Annotated in this window: 16 protein-coding genes; 10 read left to right on the forward strand and 6 right to left on the reverse strand. The window is 73.2% G+C overall.

Going from position 1 to position 19,546, the window contains the following annotated elements; genetic code table 11:
- Positions 1 to 22: 22 nt before the first annotated feature.
- Positions 23 to 1,243, reverse strand: a complete 1,221-nt coding sequence (locus tag ACIQK6_RS35685) for an acetyl-CoA C-acetyltransferase (protein WP_329101351.1) — start codon at positions 1,241 to 1,243, stop codon at positions 23 to 25.
- A gap of 195 nt (positions 1,244 to 1,438) precedes the next feature.
- The gene (locus tag ACIQK6_RS35690) at positions 1,439 to 2,437 is read right to left on the reverse strand and encodes an SGNH/GDSL hydrolase family protein (protein ID WP_402696678.1); all 999 of its coding nucleotides are present in this window, start codon (positions 2,435 to 2,437) and stop codon (positions 1,439 to 1,441) included.
- 128 nt (positions 2,438 to 2,565) lie between these two features.
- Here ACIQK6_RS35690 and ACIQK6_RS35695 point away from each other — a divergent pair, with 128 nt between their 5' ends.
- Positions 2,566 to 3,948: a cystathionine beta-synthase gene (locus tag ACIQK6_RS35695; RefSeq protein WP_030016498.1), complete on the forward strand. Its 1,383-nt coding sequence runs from the start codon at positions 2,566 to 2,568 to the stop codon at positions 3,946 to 3,948.
- A gap of 523 nt (positions 3,949 to 4,471) precedes the next feature.
- Here the strand turns inward: ACIQK6_RS35695 and ACIQK6_RS35700 are convergent.
- Complete coding sequence (locus ACIQK6_RS35700; RefSeq protein WP_402696680.1) at positions 4,472 to 4,855, reverse strand: hypothetical protein; 384 nt, start codon at positions 4,853 to 4,855, stop codon at positions 4,472 to 4,474.
- A 140-nt stretch (positions 4,856 to 4,995) separates the two neighbouring features.
- On the opposite strand from ACIQK6_RS35700, the gene ACIQK6_RS35705 reads away from it, so the two are divergent.
- Positions 4,996 to 5,838, forward strand: coding sequence for a MurR/RpiR family transcriptional regulator (locus tag ACIQK6_RS35705; RefSeq protein ID WP_329101357.1), 843 nt, complete (start codon positions 4,996 to 4,998; stop codon positions 5,836 to 5,838).
- A gap of 57 nt (positions 5,839 to 5,895) precedes the next feature.
- Here the strand turns inward: ACIQK6_RS35705 and ACIQK6_RS35710 are convergent, their stop codons facing one another.
- The 3 genes from ACIQK6_RS35710 to ACIQK6_RS35720 form a co-directional block, all read right to left on the reverse strand.
- On the reverse strand, positions 5,896 to 7,734 hold the full coding sequence (locus ACIQK6_RS35710) for a tetratricopeptide repeat protein (protein ID WP_402696682.1): 1,839 nt from the start codon (positions 7,732 to 7,734) through the stop codon (positions 5,896 to 5,898).
- Between the two features lie 59 nt (positions 7,735 to 7,793).
- Positions 7,794 to 8,126: a hypothetical protein gene (locus ACIQK6_RS35715; protein ID WP_329101360.1), complete on the reverse strand. Its 333-nt coding sequence runs from the start codon at positions 8,124 to 8,126 to the stop codon at positions 7,794 to 7,796.
- A gap of 98 nt (positions 8,127 to 8,224) precedes the next feature.
- Entirely contained in the window at positions 8,225 to 9,589 is a 1,365-nt protein-coding gene (locus tag ACIQK6_RS35720; protein WP_402696719.1) for a diaminopimelate decarboxylase, read from the reverse strand.
- Positions 9,590 to 9,693: 104 nt separating this feature from the next.
- Between ACIQK6_RS35720 and hutU the strand changes: the two genes are divergently transcribed.
- The 8 genes from hutU to ACIQK6_RS35760 all read left to right on the forward strand — a co-directional run bounded on the left by hutU (position 9,694) and on the right by ACIQK6_RS35760 (position 19,515).
- Positions 9,694 to 11,358 carry a urocanate hydratase gene (gene hutU / locus ACIQK6_RS35725; protein WP_329101363.1) on the forward strand — a complete coding sequence of 555 codons (1,665 nt, stop codon included), beginning with the start codon at positions 9,694 to 9,696 and terminating at the stop codon, positions 11,356 to 11,358.
- An 11-nt stretch (positions 11,359 to 11,369) separates the two neighbouring features.
- A complete protein-coding gene (locus ACIQK6_RS35730) occupies positions 11,370 to 12,560 on the forward strand; it encodes an allantoate amidohydrolase (protein ID WP_329107884.1) in 1,191 nt (396 codons plus the stop codon).
- Positions 12,551 to 13,891, forward strand: coding sequence for a formimidoylglutamate deiminase (locus ACIQK6_RS35735; RefSeq protein WP_329101364.1), 1,341 nt, complete (start codon positions 12,551 to 12,553; stop codon positions 13,889 to 13,891). Before ACIQK6_RS35730 ends, ACIQK6_RS35735 begins: the two co-directional genes overlap by 10 nt.
- Positions 13,892 to 14,081: 190 nt before the next feature.
- Positions 14,082 to 15,260, forward strand: a complete 1,179-nt coding sequence (gene hutI / locus ACIQK6_RS35740; protein WP_329101365.1) for an imidazolonepropionase — start codon at positions 14,082 to 14,084, stop codon at positions 15,258 to 15,260.
- A 113-nt stretch (positions 15,261 to 15,373) separates the two neighbouring features.
- A complete protein-coding gene (locus ACIQK6_RS35745) occupies positions 15,374 to 16,051 on the forward strand; it encodes an LPXTG cell wall anchor domain-containing protein (protein WP_329101367.1) in 678 nt (225 codons plus the stop codon).
- A gap of 16 nt (positions 16,052 to 16,067) precedes the next feature.
- On the forward strand, positions 16,068 to 17,084 hold the full coding sequence (locus ACIQK6_RS35750; protein ID WP_402696686.1) for a hypothetical protein: 1,017 nt from the start codon (positions 16,068 to 16,070) through the stop codon (positions 17,082 to 17,084).
- Entirely contained in the window at positions 17,081 to 18,205 is a 1,125-nt protein-coding gene (locus ACIQK6_RS35755) for a neocarzinostatin apoprotein domain-containing protein (protein WP_402696688.1), read from the forward strand. Before ACIQK6_RS35750 ends, ACIQK6_RS35755 begins: the two co-directional genes overlap by 4 nt.
- A 14-nt stretch (positions 18,206 to 18,219) precedes the next feature.
- Positions 18,220 to 19,515: a hypothetical protein gene (locus ACIQK6_RS35760; RefSeq protein WP_402696690.1), complete on the forward strand. Its 1,296-nt coding sequence runs from the start codon at positions 18,220 to 18,222 to the stop codon at positions 19,513 to 19,515.
- The last annotated feature ends 31 nt before the right edge of the window (positions 19,516 to 19,546 follow it).

Here is a 19,546-nt window from a genome sequence, read left to right on the forward strand (position 1 = left end):
GACCCCTACCCTCCGCTACGGCTCAGCTCAGCCGCTCGATGACCATGGCCATGCCCTGGCCGCCGCCCACGCACATGGTCTCCAGACCGAACTGCTTGTCGTGGAACTGCAGGCCGTTGATCAGGGTGCCGGTGATGCGCGCACCGGTCATCCCGAAGGGGTGACCGACGGCGATGGCTCCACCGTTGACGTTCAGCTTGTCGAGGGGGATCTCAAGGTCCCGGTACGACGGGATGACCTGGGCCGCGAAGGCCTCGTTGATCTCGAAGAGGTCGATGTCGCCGACGGTCAGCCCGGCCCGCTTCAGGGCCTGCTTCGACGCCTCGACCGGGCCCAGGCCCATGATCTCGGGGGAGAGGCCGGTGACACCGGTGGAGACGATCCGGGCCAGCGGGGTCAGGCCCAGCTCGCGGGCCTTGGTGTCGCTCATGATGACCAGCGCCGCGGCGCCGTCGTTGAGCGGGCAGCAGTTGGCGGCCGTGACCAGGCCGTCGGGGCGGAAGACGGGCTTGAGGCCCTGCACGCCCTCCAGGGTCACGCCGGCGCGCGGGCCGTCGTCCGTGGAGACGACCGTGCCGTCCGGGGTGGTGATCGGGGTGATCTCGCGGGCCCAGAAGCCGTTCTTGATGGCCTCTTCGGCCAGGTTCTGGGAGCGGACGCCGAACTCGTCCATGTCCTGGCGGGTCACGCCCTTCAGGCGGGCCAGGTTCTCGGCGGTCTGGCCCATCGAGATGTACGCGTCGGGGGCGAGTCCGTCCTCGCGCGGGTCGTGCCAGGACGAGCCCTCGCTCTCGGCGACGGCGGCCGTACGGGCCTCGGCGTCCCCGAAGAACGGGTTGTGGGTGTCGGGCCAGGAGTCCGAGTTGCCCTTCGCGAACCGCGACACCGTCTCCACGCCCGCGGAGATGAACACGTCGCCCTCGCCCGCCTTGATGGCGTGCAGGGCCATCCGGGAGGTCTGCAGCGAGGAGGAGCAGTAACGGGTGATGGTGGTGCCGGGCAGGAAGTCCATGCCCATCTGCACGGCCACGATGCGGGCCAGGTTGTTGCCCTGCTCGCCGCCGGGCAGGCCACAGCCGAGCATCAGGTCGTCGATCTCGCGCGGGTCCAGCCCGGGGACCTTGGCCAGGGCGGCCTGGATGACCGTCGCGGTCAGGTCGTCCGGCCGCACGTCCTTGAGGGACCCCTTGAAGGCGCGCCCGATGGGGGAGCGGGCGGTGGAAACGATGACGGCTTCGGGCATCGGGACTCCAAGAGTGTGTTGCGGCTCTGAGCGGGACCGCAAGCGAAGTTACCGCCCCGTACGGTCCAGGTCACCGGCCGGGGCGTGTGACACGGGCCGCACTCGCCCGCGGCATCGGGCCGTGGGCGCCGAACGAGACGCGGTCCGGGCGTCGCGGCGGGCGGCCCGAACCCGCTCGGATCGCCCGGCCAGGGCCTACGGCACCACCGGCTGGGCCGGGTCCGTCGCCGGCACCCGCCGCCGGCGGCGGTGCTTGAGCAGCACCCAGGGGCCGCGGACGGCCGTGACCTCCGTGCCCGCCTGGCCCGCCGCGGCCGACGCGGCCTTCGCCACCGGCAGCATGTCCTCGTCCCGGGACACGTCCAGCCGGTCCGACTCCGGCCACAGGCCCAGTGTCGCGCACAGGGTCGGCAGCACGGCCATGGCGGCCGTCGCGTACCCCTCGGCCGACGGGTGGTAGGAGTCCGGGCCGAACATCTCGCGCGGGTTCGCGGCGAACTCCGGTCCGAGCAGGTCTCCCATCGAGACCGTACGGGCACCCAGCGCGACCACTCCTATGGTCTGCGCGGCGGCCAGCTGGCGCGAGACCCGGCGCGCCAGCCAGCGCAGCGGCTGGTAGACCGGCTCGATCGTGCCCAGGTCCGGGCAGGTGCCCACGACGACCTCGGAGCCGGCCATGCGCAGCCTGCGCACGGCCGAGGTGAGCATCCGCACCGACTGGGTCGGCGGCATCCGGCGGGTCACGTCGTTCGCGCCGATCATGATCACGCAGACGTCCGGGGGCGGCCAGGGGCCGTCCAACAGCAAGCCGACCTGCCGGTCCAGGTCGTCCGACATGGCCCCCGAAAGGGCCACGTTGCGCAGCTCGACCGGCCGCTCGGCCACCGCGGCCAGCCCGGAGGCCATCAGGGCCGCCGGAGTCTGCCGGGCCCGCTGCACGCCCAGTCCCGCGGCCGTGGAATCACCCAGCATGCCCAGCCGCAGCGGCCCCGGGCTCTGCTCCGGCCCGCCGAATTCGCTCCCGTACAGCCCATCGGCACGCGGTGGCTCCGGCAGCCCCGAGCCCACCGCCCGCCTGGCGAACTGCATCTCGGCCACCACCAGCCCGACCGCGGCGGCCCCGACCAGTCCGAGTCCGCCTCCGCCGTACGCCGCCCCCGCCGCGATCCGGCGGGCTGTTCTCGCCCTGGACATCCTTCAGGCCACCTCCTCGGTCCTCATTGATCCCTACCTGCCCCGTACGGACGGTCGGCCAATCCCTTTCCGCATACTCTGGCCAGACCTCCCGGAGAACCCGTGGAGTCCCCTCCTTGGAGAACATGGTGCAATTCCACGACTCGATGATCAGCCTCGTCGGCAATACCCCGCTGGTGAAGCTCAACCGTGTGACCGAAGGCCTGCAGGCCACCGTCCTTGCGAAGGTCGAGTACTTCAATCCCGGTGGATCCGTGAAGGACCGGATCGCCGTACGGATGATCGAGGCCGCCGAGCAGAGCGGAGCCCTCAAGCCCGGCGGCACCATCGTGGAGCCGACCAGCGGCAACACGGGGGTAGGACTCGCCATCGTGGCCCAGCAGAAGGGCTACAAGTGCATCTTCGTCTGCCCTGACAAGGTATCCATGGACAAGATCAACGTGATGCGCGCGTACGGCGCCGAGGTCGTGGTCTGCCCGACCGCCGTCGACCCCGAGCACCCGGACTCGTACTACAACGTGTCCGACCGCCTTGCGCGCGAGCCCGGCGCCTGGAAGCCCGACCAGTACAGCAACCCGAACAACCCCCGTTCGCACTACGAGACCACCGGCCCCGAGCTGTGGGACCAGACGGACGGGAAGATCACCCACTTCGTCGCGGGCGTCGGCACGGGCGGCACGATCTCCGGTACCGGCAACTACCTCAAGGAGGTCAGCGGCGGGAAAGTCAAGGTCATCGGCGCCGACCCCGAGGGCTCGGTCTACTCCGGCGGCTCCGGCCGCCCGTACCTCGTCGAGGGCGTGGGCGAGGACTTCTGGCCGACCGCCTACGACCCGAACGTCACCGACGAGATCATCGCGGTGTCCGACAAGGACTCCTTCCAGATGACCCGCCGCCTCGCCAAGGAGGAGGGCCTGCTCGTCGGCGGCTCCTGCGGCATGGCCGTCGTGGCCGCGCTCAAGGCCGCCGAGGGCCTCGGGCCGGACGACGTGGTGGTCGTCCTGCTGCCGGACAGCGGTCGCGGCTACCTCAGCAAGATCTTCAGCGACGAGTGGATGGCGGGACACGGCTTCCTGGAGGAGGCCGGCCCCGCCGCGCGCATCGGCGACGTGCTGAACGACAAGGAGGGCGGCATCCCCTCCCTCGTCCACATGCACCCCGAGGAGACCGTCGGCGAGGCCATCGAGGTCCTGCGCGAGTACGGCGTCTCGCAGATGCCGATCGTCAAGCCGGGCGCCGGTCACCCGGACGTGATGGCCGCCGAGGTCATCGGCTCCGTGGTCGAGAAGGAGCTCCTGGCGGCGCTGTTCGCCCAGCGGGCCTCCCTGACCGACCCGCTGGAGAAGCACATGAGCTCTCCGCTGCCGCAGGTCGGCTCCGGCGAGCCGGTGTCCGAACTGATGGCGGTGCTCGGCGAGGCGGACGCGGCGATCGTGCTGGTCGAGGGCAAGCCCACTGGTGTGGTGAGCCGTCAGGACCTGCTGGCCTTCCTCGCCAAGTCCGCGAAGTAGCCCCGGCCCGCTCGGGGAGGGGCGCGGGCCCACGGCCCGCCTCCCCGCCCCGGGCAACCGGCCCGTGGCGCGGCCTTCGCGCAAACGGTACGGGCATGACACGTGACGGCAGCACCCGCTTAACACGGCTCGGGCACAGTGGTGGTTGTCGGCAGGGAAGTCCGGGAGACCGGAACCCGGCCGGCACCACGGAACGGTGTGCGCGTACCTCCGGAGCGGCTCCCGGACTGCGCTTGCGCCACGGACGCGGACGGCCCTGACCCGGCCGTGTCCTTCGCGGGGACCGCCGTCGTCCCGCCCCTCGGGCGACCGAGGGTGCGGCGGTCCCCGCGCGTTCCATTTTTCTCGAGCTCGGTTCGCCTCCGGGGCGCCTTGTGCCGGCTCGTGCGGGCGTACGTGCTCGAAAACCGCTCTCCCCCAGCTACCGCTGGGGGTGCCCCCGGCTCGCGGCTTCCTCCGCGCGTTCGCCCTCACTCCCCGTCGCGCCCCTTCGGCTCACTCGCCCGTGCGGTGGGGTGGGGGGTCAGTCCCGGGGGTCCTGCGTACCGCGGCGGAGGCGATGGGCGTGGATGAAGTTCACGCCCACGATCCCCACCCAGGTGACGATCAGCCCCGGCAGCCGCGCCCGCGTGGCGGCGATCGCCGACAGGGGGATCGCCAGCACCAGGGTGATGATCGCGAAGCCGAAGCGTTCGCCGAGGTTCCCGTCCCCCGGTGCGTCCGAGGGCGCCCGGCCGCCACCGCGGGCCGCGGACAGCCGTTCCTCCGCGAGTCGGCGCCGGACCTGCGTGTCGACCTTCTCGACGAACGAATCGACGAGCGCGGCCTCGTACTCCGGGCCCAGCTCGCGCCGGGCGTCCATCGTCGCGTCGAATTCCTTCTTCAGGTCTTGGGCATGCGCGTCCATGACCCCACCGTAGGAACCCCGGCGGGGCCCGGCACTGCGGCTAGCCCCCGTATCCGGATCCCGGGCACGGCTTGCCCTGCTGCATAACCGCATGCAGAGTGCTCCGTGACTGAATATTTCACCGGGACGGAGGGGACGGGATGAGTGACAGCCCGGCCGCGCGGCTGCAGAAGCTGTTCGAGGGGCACCGGCTGACGCCGACCCAGCGGCGGATCGCGCACTGCATGGTGCGCGGGGCGGCGGAGGTGCCCTTCCTGTCGAGCGTCGAGCTCGCCGAACTGGCCGGGGTGAGCCAGCCCTCGGTGACCCGGTTCGCCGTGGCGCTGGGCTTCGACGGATATCCCGCGCTCCGCCGCCACCTGCGCGAGGTGGCCCCCGCCGAGCGGCCCGAGGCCGCGCACGAGGACTCGTACAACGAGTACCAGCAGGCCGTTCTGGGCGAGATCGAGAACCTGCGGCAGCTGGCCGCCATGCTCGCCGATCCCGCGCCGGTCCAGGAGGCGGGGCGGCTGCTCGCCGCCTCGACCCCGCTGCTGGTGCTCGGGCTGCGGGCGGCCTCGTCCCAGGCGCGCGGGTTCGCGTACTTCGCGTCGAAGGTCCACCCGGACGTCCGGCTCCTCGACGAGGGCGGCTCGATGATGGAGGACCGCATCGACGCGGCGCGCTACGAAGGGGCCACGGCGCTGCTCTGCTTCGCGCTGCCCCGCCATCCCCGGGAGGTCGTGGACACGCTGGAACGCGCGCGTCGGACCGGCCTCACCGTGGTGACGGTCGCCGATTCGGCCTTCGCCCCCGTGGCCCGTCACTCGGACCTACTGATTCCGGCGCAGGTCGGCACCGGGCTGGCCTTCGACACGGCGTGTGCGCCGATGCTGCTGGGCCGGGTGCTGCTGGAGTCGATGGCGGACGCCCTGCCGGACGCCCAGGCGCGGCTGGAGGCCTTCGACGCGCGGGCCGCGGCCCGCGGCCTGTTCGTGGAGTAGGGCCCCTTATCCGCCCGAGCCCTGGCTTGCGTCTTTGCCCTGTGCCGCGGGCACTTCCTACGGCTCCTCGGGGGCGGCGGGGCGGCCCCGGCGGCGCAGGAGGCGACCCGCGCGGCGGCCTCTCCTGCGGTTCGGCCGGCTGCGGATGCCTTCGAACATGAGGGTGGCCAGCCGGGACCTCGCCTCGTCCCCCGCCTCCGCGTAGGCGGAGGCGGACCGCAGCAGCGCGGCCCGCGCTTCGTCGGCCCGGCCGCTCTGGCTGAGCGCACTGGCCAGGCAGAACTGCGCATAGCCCGCCCCGGAGCGGTCGCCGATGTCCTCGGACAGCGTGCACGCCCGCTCGTGGACCAGAGCGGCGCCCTCGAAGTCCCGGAGTCCGGCCAGCGCGATGCCGTGCATGACCAGCGCATGCGCCTCGCCCCGCTGGTCGCCCGTGTGCCGGAAGCACCGGACGGCCTTCCCGTGGGCTTCGACGGCGGCCCGGGCGCGGCCGGCGCGGTCCAGAGCCTCGGCCAGCCCGGCGAAAGCCACGCCCACTTCGTGGACCTCCGCGAGCTCCGCGAACATCGCCACGGCCTGCTCATAGGCCGTGATGGCCGCCTCATGGCGCCCGGCCGCGCTGAGCGCCCCGCCCAGATTGCGTCTCGCCGCGGCTGCCGAGTGCGGATGTCCGGCCTCCGAGAGGATGGTGTTGGCCCTCTCCTGGGCGGCGACCGCCTCCTCGCAGCGCCCCTGCTCCTGGAGGGCGATGCCGAGGTTGCTCCACGCCTCCCCTTCGCTCCGCCGGTCGCCCAGGTCGCCGAAGAGGCGCAGGCTCTCCTCCGCGGCAGCGACCGCCTGGTCCGTGCGGCCGGAGATCAGTGCGAGGCTCGCCTCGTTCAGCAGGCGGCCCGCCCTCTCGTGCGGGGTTTCCCCGGGGTCCGGGGGCGCGAACCGCTCCCGCAGGGCGGCGGCCTCCTCGAACTCGCCGACTTGGGCGACGGCCATCGCGAGGTTGCGCAGGGTCCCGTTCCGCGCCGCGGCGTCACCGGAGCGCTCCGCCTCCGCGAGGCTCAGCCGGTTGAGTGCGACCGCCTCCTGGAAGAGCCTGCGCCGACGGAGGTAGGTCTGCAGGTACGCGCAGAATCCGTTCACGTCGGCCGACTTGCCGAGGGCCGCGGTGAAGGGGACCAGCGCGATGAGGTTGTCCCGCTCCTCGTCGAGCACTTGCAACGCCGTGGTCGCATCGGGTACGTGCGCGGACCACTCCTCGTCGGTCCGGCCCCGGAGGTGGCCGTCGGACCCCACCAGCAACGCCCCGTACAGGCAGATCAGGCGCTCGGCGGCGGCGTCCCACCCGTCCTCTTCCGCGTGCGGGCGTGCCAGCTCCGCCGCGTACAACCGCACCAGGTCGTGCATGCGCCAGCGGCCCGAGCCCGTCGGATCCAGGTCGCGTACCTGCCCGATCTCGCCTGCGTCGTCGGCCACGATCAGCACTCGGCGCCCCTCGGCCGCCCGCGCGGCCAGCTCAGAGCGGTACAGCGCCAGCCGTCCCTCCGGCGTCGGCGGGACGTCCTCGTCGCGGATTCCCAGCTCGCCCAGGAGCAGGGAGACCGCCTGGCCGCCGCCGAGTGCGCCGTTCGGGAGGTAGCCGCGCAGCCCGACGAACAGGACCCCGCCCTCGAAGCAGCCCTCCTCCATGACCTGCTGGGCCACGGTCAGCGCCAGCGCGGTCTTCCCGGCCCCGGCCAGGCCGGAGACCACGGTGGCCTTGCTTCCGCCGGGTGCCAGCGTCTTCAGCAGCTCGCCGATGGCCTCCTCGCGCCCGGACAGCACGTCGGGCGCCTGGGGCAGGGCGCGCAGCGCGTTCGGCGCGGCCGGGGTGTCGGTCCGGTGGACCACGTAGTCCCCGGCCACCTGTGTGACCTGGCTGTTCCGGTGGGCCGTGAGCTGCTGCCGCGACCGCTTGCGGAGGGCTATGGCGCGGCCCTCCCGCCGGTCTGCCGGACCACCGCGCCGGGGGCGGCGTCGAGGTCCTGGTCCACCTCGTCGGGGTCCGCGATTCCGCTCTCCTGGATCACATCGCTGTTCTCCCTGGCGCGCAGGCGCTGGCGCACGGCCTTGGGCCGCCTGCCGACGGCCCACCACGCGCCGGGGGCCGCTGTCGCCATGGCGCCGGCGAAGGCCGAGGCGACCTCCACGCCGCTGCCCTTCCCGTCCGGCAGCCAGTCGAAGGGGTCCCAGTGGGCCAGGGCGAAGCAGAAGCCGAACGCAGCTGCCGTCCCGAGGAGGACTATCAGGTACCGCATGGGTTGAGCCGTAGCCGAACTGTCACAGCGAGTTCCGTGTGATGAGAGGAATCCGGACGAAATCACCTGTTCGGGTGACGGGTCCCAGAGCGGTCCGGTCAGAGCAGTGCGTCCCGCAGGTCTCCGCCTGCCTCGGCCACGATCTCGGCGAGGTCCTGCGCCGGCCTGGCGAGGCTGAATCGGACCCGGCCCTGCGGGCCCACCGCGAAACCGTAGACCGCCGGGCGGGGCAGGCTGTTGTAGCCGTAGTGGGCCGTGAAGAAGTACGCGCCGGTGTCCGGGATCCCGATCAGGTCGCCGGGGGCGAGCGACGGCAGCTCGCGGGCCGAGGCGAGCAGGTCGCCCGCGAAGCAGGCCGGGCCCGCGACGTCCTGGGCCACCGGGTCGCCGGTCTTCGGGGAGCCCTTCGCGTCGTAGGGCAGGATCCGCACCGGCCAGGCCGCCGGGGCGTACGCGGTGCGGGTCGCCAGCTGGACCCCGGCGTGGGTGAGCGCGATCGGCCGGGATCCGCTGGTCTTGGTGTACTCCACCCGGGCCAGCGCCAGGCCGTGCTTGGCCAGCAGGGACCGGCCGAACTCCGTGACCAGGCCGTACGAGCCGTCGAAGAGGGCGGGGACCGCCCCGCGCAGGGCGGCCACGTACTGCGCGTGGGTGGGGTGCTCCTCGTCCGAGGCGAAGTTCACCGGCAGGCCGCCGCCGATGTCGAGGGTGTCGACCTGCCGCCGGCCGGCCGCCGCGTTGATCTCCTCGGCGAGCGCGTGCAGGTCCCGTACGCCTTCCGCGATCAGGGACAGGGGAACGCCCTGGGAGCCCGAGTGGACGTGCAGGCGGGTGAGCCACGGCCGGTCCAGGTAGGCCCGTACGAGCCACTCGCGGGCGCCGGGGTCGCGCAGGGCGATGCCGAACTTCGAGCTCGCGGTGGCCGTGGACAGGGCGTCGATGGTTCCGGCGCCGGTCTGCGGATTGATCCGGACGCCGATCGGGGACGCGGCCGGCGCCCGGCCGACGAGCGCGTCGAGCCGCTCCAGCTCCTGCCGGTTGTCGGCGTTGACGGCGACGCCGAGCACCAGGGCCTCGCGGAGCTCGGCCCCGGTCTTGGCGGGGGAGTCCAGGACGATCCGGTCGGCGGGGACCCCCGCGGCCCGGGCCAGTGCCAGCTCGCCGGGGCTCGCCACCTCGCAGCCCAGCCCGGCGTCGGCGAGCAGCCGCAGCACCGGGACGAGCGGGCAGGCCTTGACGGCGAAGGTGTGCAACACGGGGGCGGCGGGCGGAGGGGCGGTGGCGAAGGCATCGGTCAGGGCGGCGGCGGAGGCGCGGATCCCGGCCGTGTCCAGCAGGCAGACCAGGGGTGGCGCGGGGCCGGTCCCGCCGACGATCCCCTGCTCGACGGCGGCTCGTACGGCCAGATCGCGGCGCGCGGCAGCGCTCTCGGTGGCGCTCTCGGCGGCGTCCTCGGTGCCCATGTTCGCCATCCCATCATTCGACGGGGCCGCCCGCAGCTGTTGACTGAATCTATTCAGGGCGGGAGTATGTGAATAGATTGACCAACATCGGAGGAGGCAACGCTATGTCAGGACCCCGCCCCGTACGTGCCGCGCGAGGCACCGAGCTCAGCACCCTGGGATGGCAGCAGGAAGCCGCCCTGCGCATGCTGCAGAACAACCTCGACCCCGAGGTCGCCGAGCACCCCGACAAGCTCGTCGTCTACGGCGGCACCGGCAAGGCCGCCCGCGACTGGCGCTCGTACGACGCGATGGTCCGCACCCTGCAGACCCTCAAGCAGGACGAGACGATGCTGGTCCAGTCCGGCCGCCCGGTCGGCGTGATGCAGACCCACGAGTGGGCGCCGCGCGTCCTGCTCGCCAACTCCAACCTCGTCGGCGACTGGGCCAACTGGGAGGAGTTCCGCCGCCTGGAGAACCTGGGCCTGACCATGTACGGCCAGATGACCGCCGGGTCCTGGATCTACATCGGCACCCAGGGCATCCTCCAGGGCACCTACGAGACCTTCGCCGCCGTCGCCGCGAAGAAGTTCGGCGGCACCCTGGCCGGCACCATCACCCTCACCGCCGGCCTCGGCGGCATGGGCGGCGCCCAGCCGCTGGCCGTGACGATGAACGACGGCGTCGCGATCTGCATCGACGTCGACCCGCGCGCCATCGACCGCCGCATCGAGCACCGCTACCTGGACGTCAAGGCCGACAACCTGCGCCACGCCCTCCAGCTGGCGGTCGAAGCCCGTGACGCCCGCAAGCCGCTCTCCATCGGCCTCCTCGGCAACGCCGCCGAGCTGCTCCCGCAGATGCTGGCCGAGGGCGCGCCCATCGACATCGTGACCGACCAGACCTCGGCCCACGACCCGCTCGCGTACCTGCCCGTCGGCGTCGACTTCGACGACATGGCCTCCTACGCCGCCAAGGACCCGGCCGGCTTCACCACCCGGGCCCGCGAGTCCATGGCCAAGCACGTCGAGGCCATGGTCGGCTTCATGGACGCCGGCGCCGAGGTCTTCGACTACGGCAACTCCATCCGCGGCGAGGCCCAGCTGGCCGGCTACGACCGCGCCTTCGCCTTCCCCGGCTTCGTCCCGGCCTACATCCGCCCGCTGTTCTGCGAGGGCAAGGGCCCCTTCCGCTGGGCCGCCCTGTCCGGCGAGGCCTCGGACATCCACAAGACCGACAAGGCCATGCTGGAGCTCTTCCCGGAGAACGAGTCCCTGCACCGCTGGATCAAGATGGCCGGCGAGCGCGTCCACTTCCAGGGCCTGCCCGCGCGCATCTGCTGGCTCGGCTACGGCGAGCGCGACAAGGCCGGCGAGCGCTTCAACGAGATGGTCGCCGACGGCACCCTCGCTGCGCCGCTGGCCATCGGCCGCGACCACCTCGACTGCGGCTCGGTTGCCTCCCCGTACCGCGAGACCGAGGCCATGCTGGACGGTTCCGACGCGATCGCCGACTGGCCGCTGCTCAACGCCATGGTCAACGTGGCCTCCGGTGCCTCCTGGGTCTCCATCCACCACGGCGGCGGCGTCGGCATGGGCCGTTCGATCCACGCGGGCCAGGTCACGGTCGCCGACGGCACCGCGCTGGCCGGCGAGAAGATCCGCCGCGTCCTCACCAACGACCCGGGCATGGGCGTCATCCGCCACGTCGACGCCGGCTACGACATCGCCGAGACGGTCGCCGACGAGCGCGGCGTCCGCGTCCCGATGCGCGAGGGCGACTCCGCGTGACCTTCCACCAGATGTGGGCCGAGCTCGCACCCATCGGCCGCGACGCCGGCACCGGCGGGTACCGCCGGTACGCCTGGAGCGGGGCCGACGCCGACTGCCGGACCTGGTTCCAGGAGCAGGCCGAGGCGCGCGGGCTGACGTACGAGACGGACCGCAACGGCAACCAGTGGGCCTGGCTCGGTGACCCCCTCGCGGGGGACGCCGTGGTCACCGGCTCGCACCTGGACTCCGTCCCCGACGGCGGGGCCTTCGACGGCCCCCTCGGCGTGGTGTCCTCCTTCGCGGCCCTGGACGAGCTCCGCAGCAGGGGAGCGGAATTCTCCAGGCCGCTCGCCATCACCAACTTCGGTGACGAGGAGGGCGCCCGCTTCGGGCTCGCCTGCGTCGGCTCCCGGCTCGCCGCCGGACAGCTGACCAAGGACAAGGCGTACGAGCTGCGCGACGCCGAGGGCATCTCCCTGCCCCAGGCCATGGAGGCCGCCGGATACGACCCCGAGGCCATCGGGGCCGACCCCGAACGCCTCGGCCGCATCGGCGCCTTCGTCGAACTGCACGTGGAACAGGGCCGGGCCCTGGACCTCTCCGGGGACCGGGTCGGCATCGCCTCCGCGATCTGGCCGCACGGCCGCTGGCGGTTCGACTTCCGCGGCGAGGCCAACCACGCCGGCACCACCCGGCTGGTCGACCGCCGCGACCCGATGCTCACCTACGCGGCGACCGTGCTGGCCGCCCGTACCGAGGCGGCCCTCGCCGGGGCCGTCGCCACCTTCGGGAAGATCTCGGTCGAGCCCAACGGGGTCAACGCCATCCCCTCGCTCGTGCGCGGCTGGCTCGACTCCCGCGCCGCCGACCAGGCCACCCTCGACACGGTCGTCACGGCCATCGAGAAGGCCGCCCGCGAGCGCGCCGACCAGGACGGCATCGACCTCGCCGTCGTCCGGGAGTCCTTCACCCCGGTCGTCGAGTTCGAGCACGCCCTGCGCGACGAGATGAACCGGATCCTCGGCGGTTCGGTCCCCGTTCTCGGGACCGGAGCGGGACACGACGCCGGGATCCTCTCGGCGGCCGTCCCGACCGCCATGCTGTTCGTGCGGAACCCGACCGGCGTCTCCCACTCCCCGCGGGAGTTCGCCGCCGAGGACGACTGCGTGGCCGGCGTCCTCGCCCTCGCCGACGTACTGGAAGGCCTGGCATGTCGTTGACGACGTACTGGCTGGAGCACGCCTGGCTCGACACCCACGTCGAGCCGGGCGTCGCCCTGGAGGTGACTGCCGAGGGCCGCATCGGTGCCCTGCGCACCGGCGTGAGCAGCCCGCCGCCCGGTGCGGAGGTGCTGCGCGGCCTGACGATCCCCGGGCTGGCCAACGCGCATTCTCATTGCTTCCACCGTGCGTTGAGGGGCACGGTCCAGATCGGCTCCGGCACCTTCTGGACCTGGCGCGACCTCATGTACAAGGTCGCCCAGAACCTCACCCCCGACAGCTACTTCGCGCTCGCCCGCGCCGTCTACGCCGAGATGGCGCTGGCCGGCATCACCAACGTCGGCGAGTTCCACTACGTCCACCACGCGCCCGGCGGCGCCGCGTACGCCGACCCGAACGCGATGGGCGAGGCCCTGATCGAGGCCGCCGCCGCGGCCGGCATCCGGATCACGCTCCTGGACACGGCGTACCTGTCCTCGGGCTTCGGCGAGGCCCCCAACAGCCACCAGCTGCGCTTCTCCGACGGCACCGCCGAGGCCTGGGCCGAGCGCGCCAGTGCCCTCAAGCCCCGCGAGCACGCCCTGATCGGCGCCGCCATCCACTCGGTCCGCGCCGTGCCGGCTGCGGAACTGGCCACCGTCGCCGGCTGGGCCGAGGAGCGCCGGGCGCCCCTGCACGTCCACCTCTCCGAGCAGACCGCCGAGAACGACGCCTGCCAGGCCGCCCACGGGCGCACGCCGACCCAGCTGCTGGCCGACCACGGCGTGCTCGGCCCGCGCACCACCGGCGTCCACAACACGCACCTCACCGACACGGACATCGCCCTCCTCGGCGGGACCACCACCGGTACGTGCATGTGCCCCACCACCGAACGCGACCTCGCGGACGGCATCGGCCCGGCGACCCGGCTCCAGCACGCGGGCAGCCCGCTGTCCCTGGGCAGCGACAGCCACGCGGTCATCGACCTGCTCGAAGAGGCCCGCGCGATGGAGCTGAACGAGCGCCTGCGCAGCCGCACCCGGGGTCACTGGACGGCGAACGCCCTGCTCGCCGCCGCCACCGCCGACGGCCACGCCGCCCTCGGACTCCCGGACGCGGGCCGCCTGGAGGCGGGCGCGCTCGCGGACTTCACCACGATCGCGCTGGACTCCGTGCGCACGGCGGGTCCGCTGGCGCGCCTCGGCGCCGAGACGGCCGTCTTCGCCGCCACTGCCTCGGACGTCCGCCACACGGTGGTCGGCGGCCGCCACATCGTCCGCGACGGCGCCCACACCCTGGTCCCGGACGTCCCGTCCGCCCTTGCCGAGTCCATCGCAGCCCTGCGCTCCTGACCGTGCCGCCTGCGGCGGGCTTTCCCCCACCCCGCCCCTTCCCGAAACCGGGCTCTGCCCGGACCCGGTCCTCAAACGCCGGACGGGCTGAAATACAGCCCCGCCGGCGTTTGAGGTGCGGGGTCCGGGGCGGAGCCCCAGGAAACGGCGAAAGGGCGGGGTGGGGGAACGAACCCTCTGAGAGGACCCCATGACCACCACCGCCATCACCAACATCGGCAGCCTCGTCACCAACGACCCCGCCCTCGGCGACGGCAGCCCCCTCGGCCTGATCGAGAACGCGGCTGTCGTCATCGACGGCGACAAGGTCGCCTGGGTCGGCCCCGCGGCACAGGCTCCCGCCGCCGACACCGCGTTCGACGCGGCCGGCCGGGCCGTCATCCCCGGCTTCGTCGACTCCCACTCGCACCTCGTCTTCGCCGGCGACCGCACCCAGGAGTTCAACGCCCGGATGTCGGGCCGTGCCTACTCCGCCGGCGGCATCCGCACCACCGTCGCCGCCACCCGCGCCGCCTCCGACGCCGAGCTGGAGGCGGGCCTGGTGCGCCACCTCGACGAGGCTCGCCGCCAGGGCACCACCACCTTCGAGACCAAGTCCGGCTACGGCCTCACCGTCGCCGACGAGGCCCGCGCCCTGCGCATCGCCGCCGCGCACACCGAGGAGGTCACCTACCTCGGCGCGCACATCGTCTCCCCGGACTTCGCCGAGGACCCGGCCGGCTACGTCGACCTCGTCACCGGCGAGATGCTGGAGGCCTGCGCCCCGTACGCCCGCTGGGTGGACGTCTTCTGCGAGAAGGGCGCCTTCGACGGCGACCAGGCCCGCGCGATCCTCACCGCCGGCGCCGCCGCCGGGCTGATCCCCCGCGTGCACGCCAACCAGCTCTCCTACGGGCCCGGCGTCCAGCTCGCCGTCGAACTGGAGGCCGCCTCCGCCGACCACTGCACCCACCTCACCGACGCCGACGTCGACGCCCTCGCGCAGGCCGCCGGAACCACCGTCGCCACCCTGCTGCCCGGCGCCGAGTTCTCCACCCGCGCCCAGTGGCCCGACGCCCGGCGCCTGATCGACGCGGGCGCCACCGTCGCCCTGTCCACGGACTGCAACCCCGGATCCTCCTACACGAGTTCCATGCCGTTCTGCATCGCGCTCGCCGTCCGCGACATGCGGATGACCCCCGACGAGGCCCTCTGGGCGGCCACCGCCGGCGGCGCCCGCGCCCTGCGCCGCGAGGACATCGGCCGCGTGGCCCCCGGGGCCCGCGCCGACCTGGCCCTGCTGGACGCACCGAGCCACGTCCACCTCGCCTACCGGCCGGGCGTACCGCTCGTCTCCGCGGTGTGGCAGAAGGGCGTCCGCGCCCACTGACGAACGGTCAATTCGGGCCTGTCCTTTGTCTTCCCTCCGTAAGGGCCCGGGCGTACCTTGAGCCACCGATCTGATGTGTCGTCAGTTTTCTGTGGCCCGAGGGGAAGACGAAGGTGTCCGACCGCAAACGCACCACTGCGCTCGCGCTGGCCTCCGCGCTGGCCGGATCGGCGGTGCTGTTCACCGCCCCCGCGGCCCATGCCGCCGTCGTCGACGTCGCCTACGACTGCAAGACCCCGATCGGGGACAAGTCGGCGGTGTCACCCATCGAGATCAAGGCGGCCAAGGAGGGCGACGGGTACAAGCTGACGATGTCCTTCCAGAAGGGCGTCTCGTCCAGCCCCATCGAACTCGGCAAGGGCGCGATGAAGCCCAGCGCCGTCGTCCTCGTCGACGGTGCCGAGAAGGCGTCGGTGCCGGTCTCGGGTCCGTCCAACCCCGAGGCCGTGCCCCCGGACACACCCATCAAGATCACCGACCTCTCGGGCACCTATACGCCCAAGAAGAGCGGCAAGGTCACCTTCACCGCCGGGGTGCTCACCATCGTGGCGATGGGCACCACGACGACCTGCACCCCCGGCAACAGCCCGAAGCCCTCGCTGGAACTGGACGTCACGGCACCCGGCGGCGGGACCACGCAGGCCGCCCCCGACACCACCGGCGACACCCTCCCGCAGACCGGGCCCGCCGATTCCGCCCTGGCCCTCGGCACCCTCGGCGGCACCGTGCTGCTCTCCGGCGCCGTCGGCGTGCTCTGGCTGACCCGGCGCGGCCGTCGGGCCCGGTCCTGAACGGAGCACCCCGGTCATGCACGTGCTCCACACCCTGAGGCGCGCCGGCGCCGTCCTGCTGCTCGCCGCCGCCACGCTGTACGCGGCCCCCGCGCACCCCGCGGCCGCCGACGAGCCGGGCTGGACCGCCGAGCCCGCCGCCGGAGCCGCGGCCACCGTCCGCCCCTACTTCTACCTGGCCGGTGCCGCCGGCACCGTGCTGGAAGACCGCCTCGCCCTGGTCAACACCAGTGACCGGGAGCGCACCATCACGCTGCGCGGGGCCGACGCGTACAACACGGCCGACGGCGCCTTCGCGGTCCGCCCGGCGGCGCCCGGCAGCGGGGCCACCGGGGCCACCGGGGCCGGTTCCTGGATCAGCTTCGGGGCCGCCGCCACCGTGAAGGTCCCGCCCCGCACCCGTGCCGTGGTCCCCTTCACCCTCACCGTGCCGCCCGCCTCCCCGCCCGGCGACCACCCCGCCGCCGTGATCGCCACCGAGGGCGGCCACGAGGTCGGAGTACGGGTCCACCTGCGGGTCGGCGGCCCCGCCCTGGCCGCCCTCACGGTCGAGGACGTCGCCGTACGGGGCCGGGGCCCGGCCGCCGTCATCGCCTACACCCTCGTCAACCGCGGCAACGTGGCCCTCGCCCCCGACCTCCGGATCAGCGCCGAGGCCCTCATCGGCGAGGTGTCCGACCCGCCCCGCGGCCGCACCCTGCCGGTGGAACTGCTCCCCGGCCAGCGGGTGGAGCTCACCGAGCCCTGGCCCGGCGCCCCGGCCCTCGACCGGGTCCGCGTCACCCTCACCGTGACCGCCCCCGGCGGCGCCCTCGCGGTGGCCACCGGCTCGCGCTGGCTCGTCCCCGGGGGCCCGGCCGGCTGGACCGGGGCCGGCCTGCTCGGCCTCGGCGCGACCACCGCCGCCGCGCTGCACCTCGTACGCGGCAGGCGGCGGCCCCCACCGGGCCCGTTCCCGGCGCCGGGCGCGCCGCCCGCGGCCGGACCGACGACCCCAGCACCGCACCACGAACTGACGGGAGCCGCCAGGTGAGAAGAGTCGGAGCCCTGCTGGCCGCGGGGCTGGCGGTGTGCGCCCTCGCCCTGTTCCCCACGGGCCCGGCCGCGGCCGCCGAGGGCGAGCCGGCCGTGGCGCTCTCGCTCCAGGAGGCCGCAAAGGGCACCGGGATCACCGTCACCGGTACCGGCTGGCCGGCCAAGACGCTGGTGATGCTGCTGGTCTGCGGCCAGAACATGATCGGCGGCACCAACAGCTGCGCCAACGCCGACGGCGCCGCAGTCTCGGTCGCCGCCGACGGCCGCTTCACCGCCCAGCTGCCCGTGGTGGCACCGCCCAAGCCGTGCCCCTGCATCGTCAACGTCACCTCCGTCAACGGTGACCAGTCCACCGTCGCGACCCCCCTGAAGATCACCGACCACCCGGTCGCCGAGCTGCCCGCCGAATCCGGCACGGCCCGCCTCGCGATGCTCACCGGGGTCCGGTTGGAGGGCGAGGACGGGGTGCTGACCTGGTTCGGCGCCCCGCCCGCCCGGAAGTTCAAGGTCACCGTCGGCAATCTCGGGCCGGTCCCGGTCAAGGACCCGGTCTTCCAGCTCGGCACCGCGCACGGGGTGTTCGCCCCGCTGTGGGAGGAGGCCCGCTGGAAGGGCACCATCCCGCCCGGCGGCAAGGCGGAGATCGCGCTCGACGTGGGCCTGGCCGCCGGCGCCCACGGCGACTACACGATCTCCCTCAAGTACGGCGAGACCGTGGTGGCCACGCAGCCCTGGGGCGTGGACCGTCCGTACGGGGTGCTGCTCTTCTGGGGCCTGCTCCTGCTGGTGATCCCGGCCGCGGTCTTCCGCATCGGCATGGCGGTCGTCGACCGGGTGCGGCCGCGCACCGCGCCCGCCGCCGGTCGCCACCTCGGTACGCGTCCCCTGGACACGACCGCCGCCGCGGCCGCGGCGGCGGCCTCCGCCGTGACGGCCCGGCTGCCGAGGACCGGGGACCCGCGGCCCCCCGAGCTGGCCCCGGGCCCCGACCGGCCGGAGCAGTCCCCCCAGACCACCACGGCGGTCCTGCCGTGGTTCACCCCGGACAGCACGCCGGGCACAGCACCACAGGCGTCCGCACCGTCTGAGAACCGTTCGACGACGAAGGGACATTCGTGAAAACCCAACGGAGGGTGAGCGCGGCCGTGATCGCGCTGCTGCTCGGCGGCGCCGGTATCGCCATCGGAGCCACTCCCGCCCAGGCCGCGGAGACCAAGTTCAACGTCAAGTGCGTTCCCCCGGCCGGGGGCGGCAGTCCGGTGGAGGGGGAGACCACCGCCAAGGTCACCGCTCCCGCCTCGGCGAAGGTCGGCGACGAGGTCGACGTGTCCTGGGAGACGGTGAAGCCGGCTTCGAACAACACGGACCTGATGGACATCCCGCAGGACGCGGTCCAGCCCACCGGCTGGATCACCGTGGGCGGCGGCGGGGGTGAGCTGAAGGTCGTCGGGGAGAAGAAGAACCCGCCGATCCCGAAGAAGGCGCCCATGGTGATGTCCGTGATGAAGGGCAAGCTGAAGCTCACCAAGGCCGGGAAGGTCACGCTGACCCCCGGCAAGTACGACGTCGCCGTCACCTTCTCCTTCGGCACGTTCGTCACCAAGTGCGCCCCGACCGGCAGCGTGGGCGTCGGGGCCACCATCGACGTGGCGGCCGGCTCCAGCGGCGGTACGACGACCGGTGGCACCACCACCGGCGGCTCCACCACCACGGGCGGTTCCACCACCATCGGCGGCTCCACGACCACTTCGGGCGGATCGGCCTCCGGCGGCGGGGGCGGCCAGACCGACTTCCCGGGCAAGGCGGTCGAGGTGGCCTTCGACTGCGGTCCGGTCGTCCCGGGGGGCATCAAGACCCCGGTCACCATCAACGCGAAGAAGAACGGCGGCAGCTACGACCTGACGGTCAAGACCGCCAAGGGTGCGATGGCGGCGCCCATGGCCCTGCCCGCGGGAGCGCTCAAGCCCTCGATGGACGTGAAGCTCGGCGGGGCGGACAGCGGCACGGTCAAGGTCTCCGGCCCGGCCAACGCGGAACCCATCCCGGACAAGGCCCCGGTCAGCCTCAGCGACATGACGGGCACCTACAAGCCCGGCAAGAGCGGCAAGGTGACGCTCAGCCCGGACCAGCTGACCATCGACGTCACGATGGCCCCCGGCGCCACCCCGATCAACGTCCCCTGCAAGGCGACGAGCAGCGGGGTCTCGCTGGAACTGGACACCGCCGCGCAACCGGGCGGCTCCGGCTCCTCGACGAGCACCTCCGGCAGCGCCACCTCCGGCACCGCCACCTCGGGCGGCCTCGCCGAGACCGGCGCGGAGGACGAGGGCGGCATCAAGGCCCTGGCCCTGGTCGCCGGCACGGTGATCCTGCTCGGCGGCGCGGTGTTCACCTTCACCCCGTGGCGCCGCCTGCGCGGCACCCGCTGACACGGAGACGGCCCGGCACACCGAAGGGTGT

Source organism: Streptomyces sp. NPDC091682, assembly GCF_044756625.1.
In the GTDB taxonomy this organism is placed as follows: Bacteria; Actinomycetota; Actinomycetes; order Streptomycetales; family Streptomycetaceae; genus Streptomyces.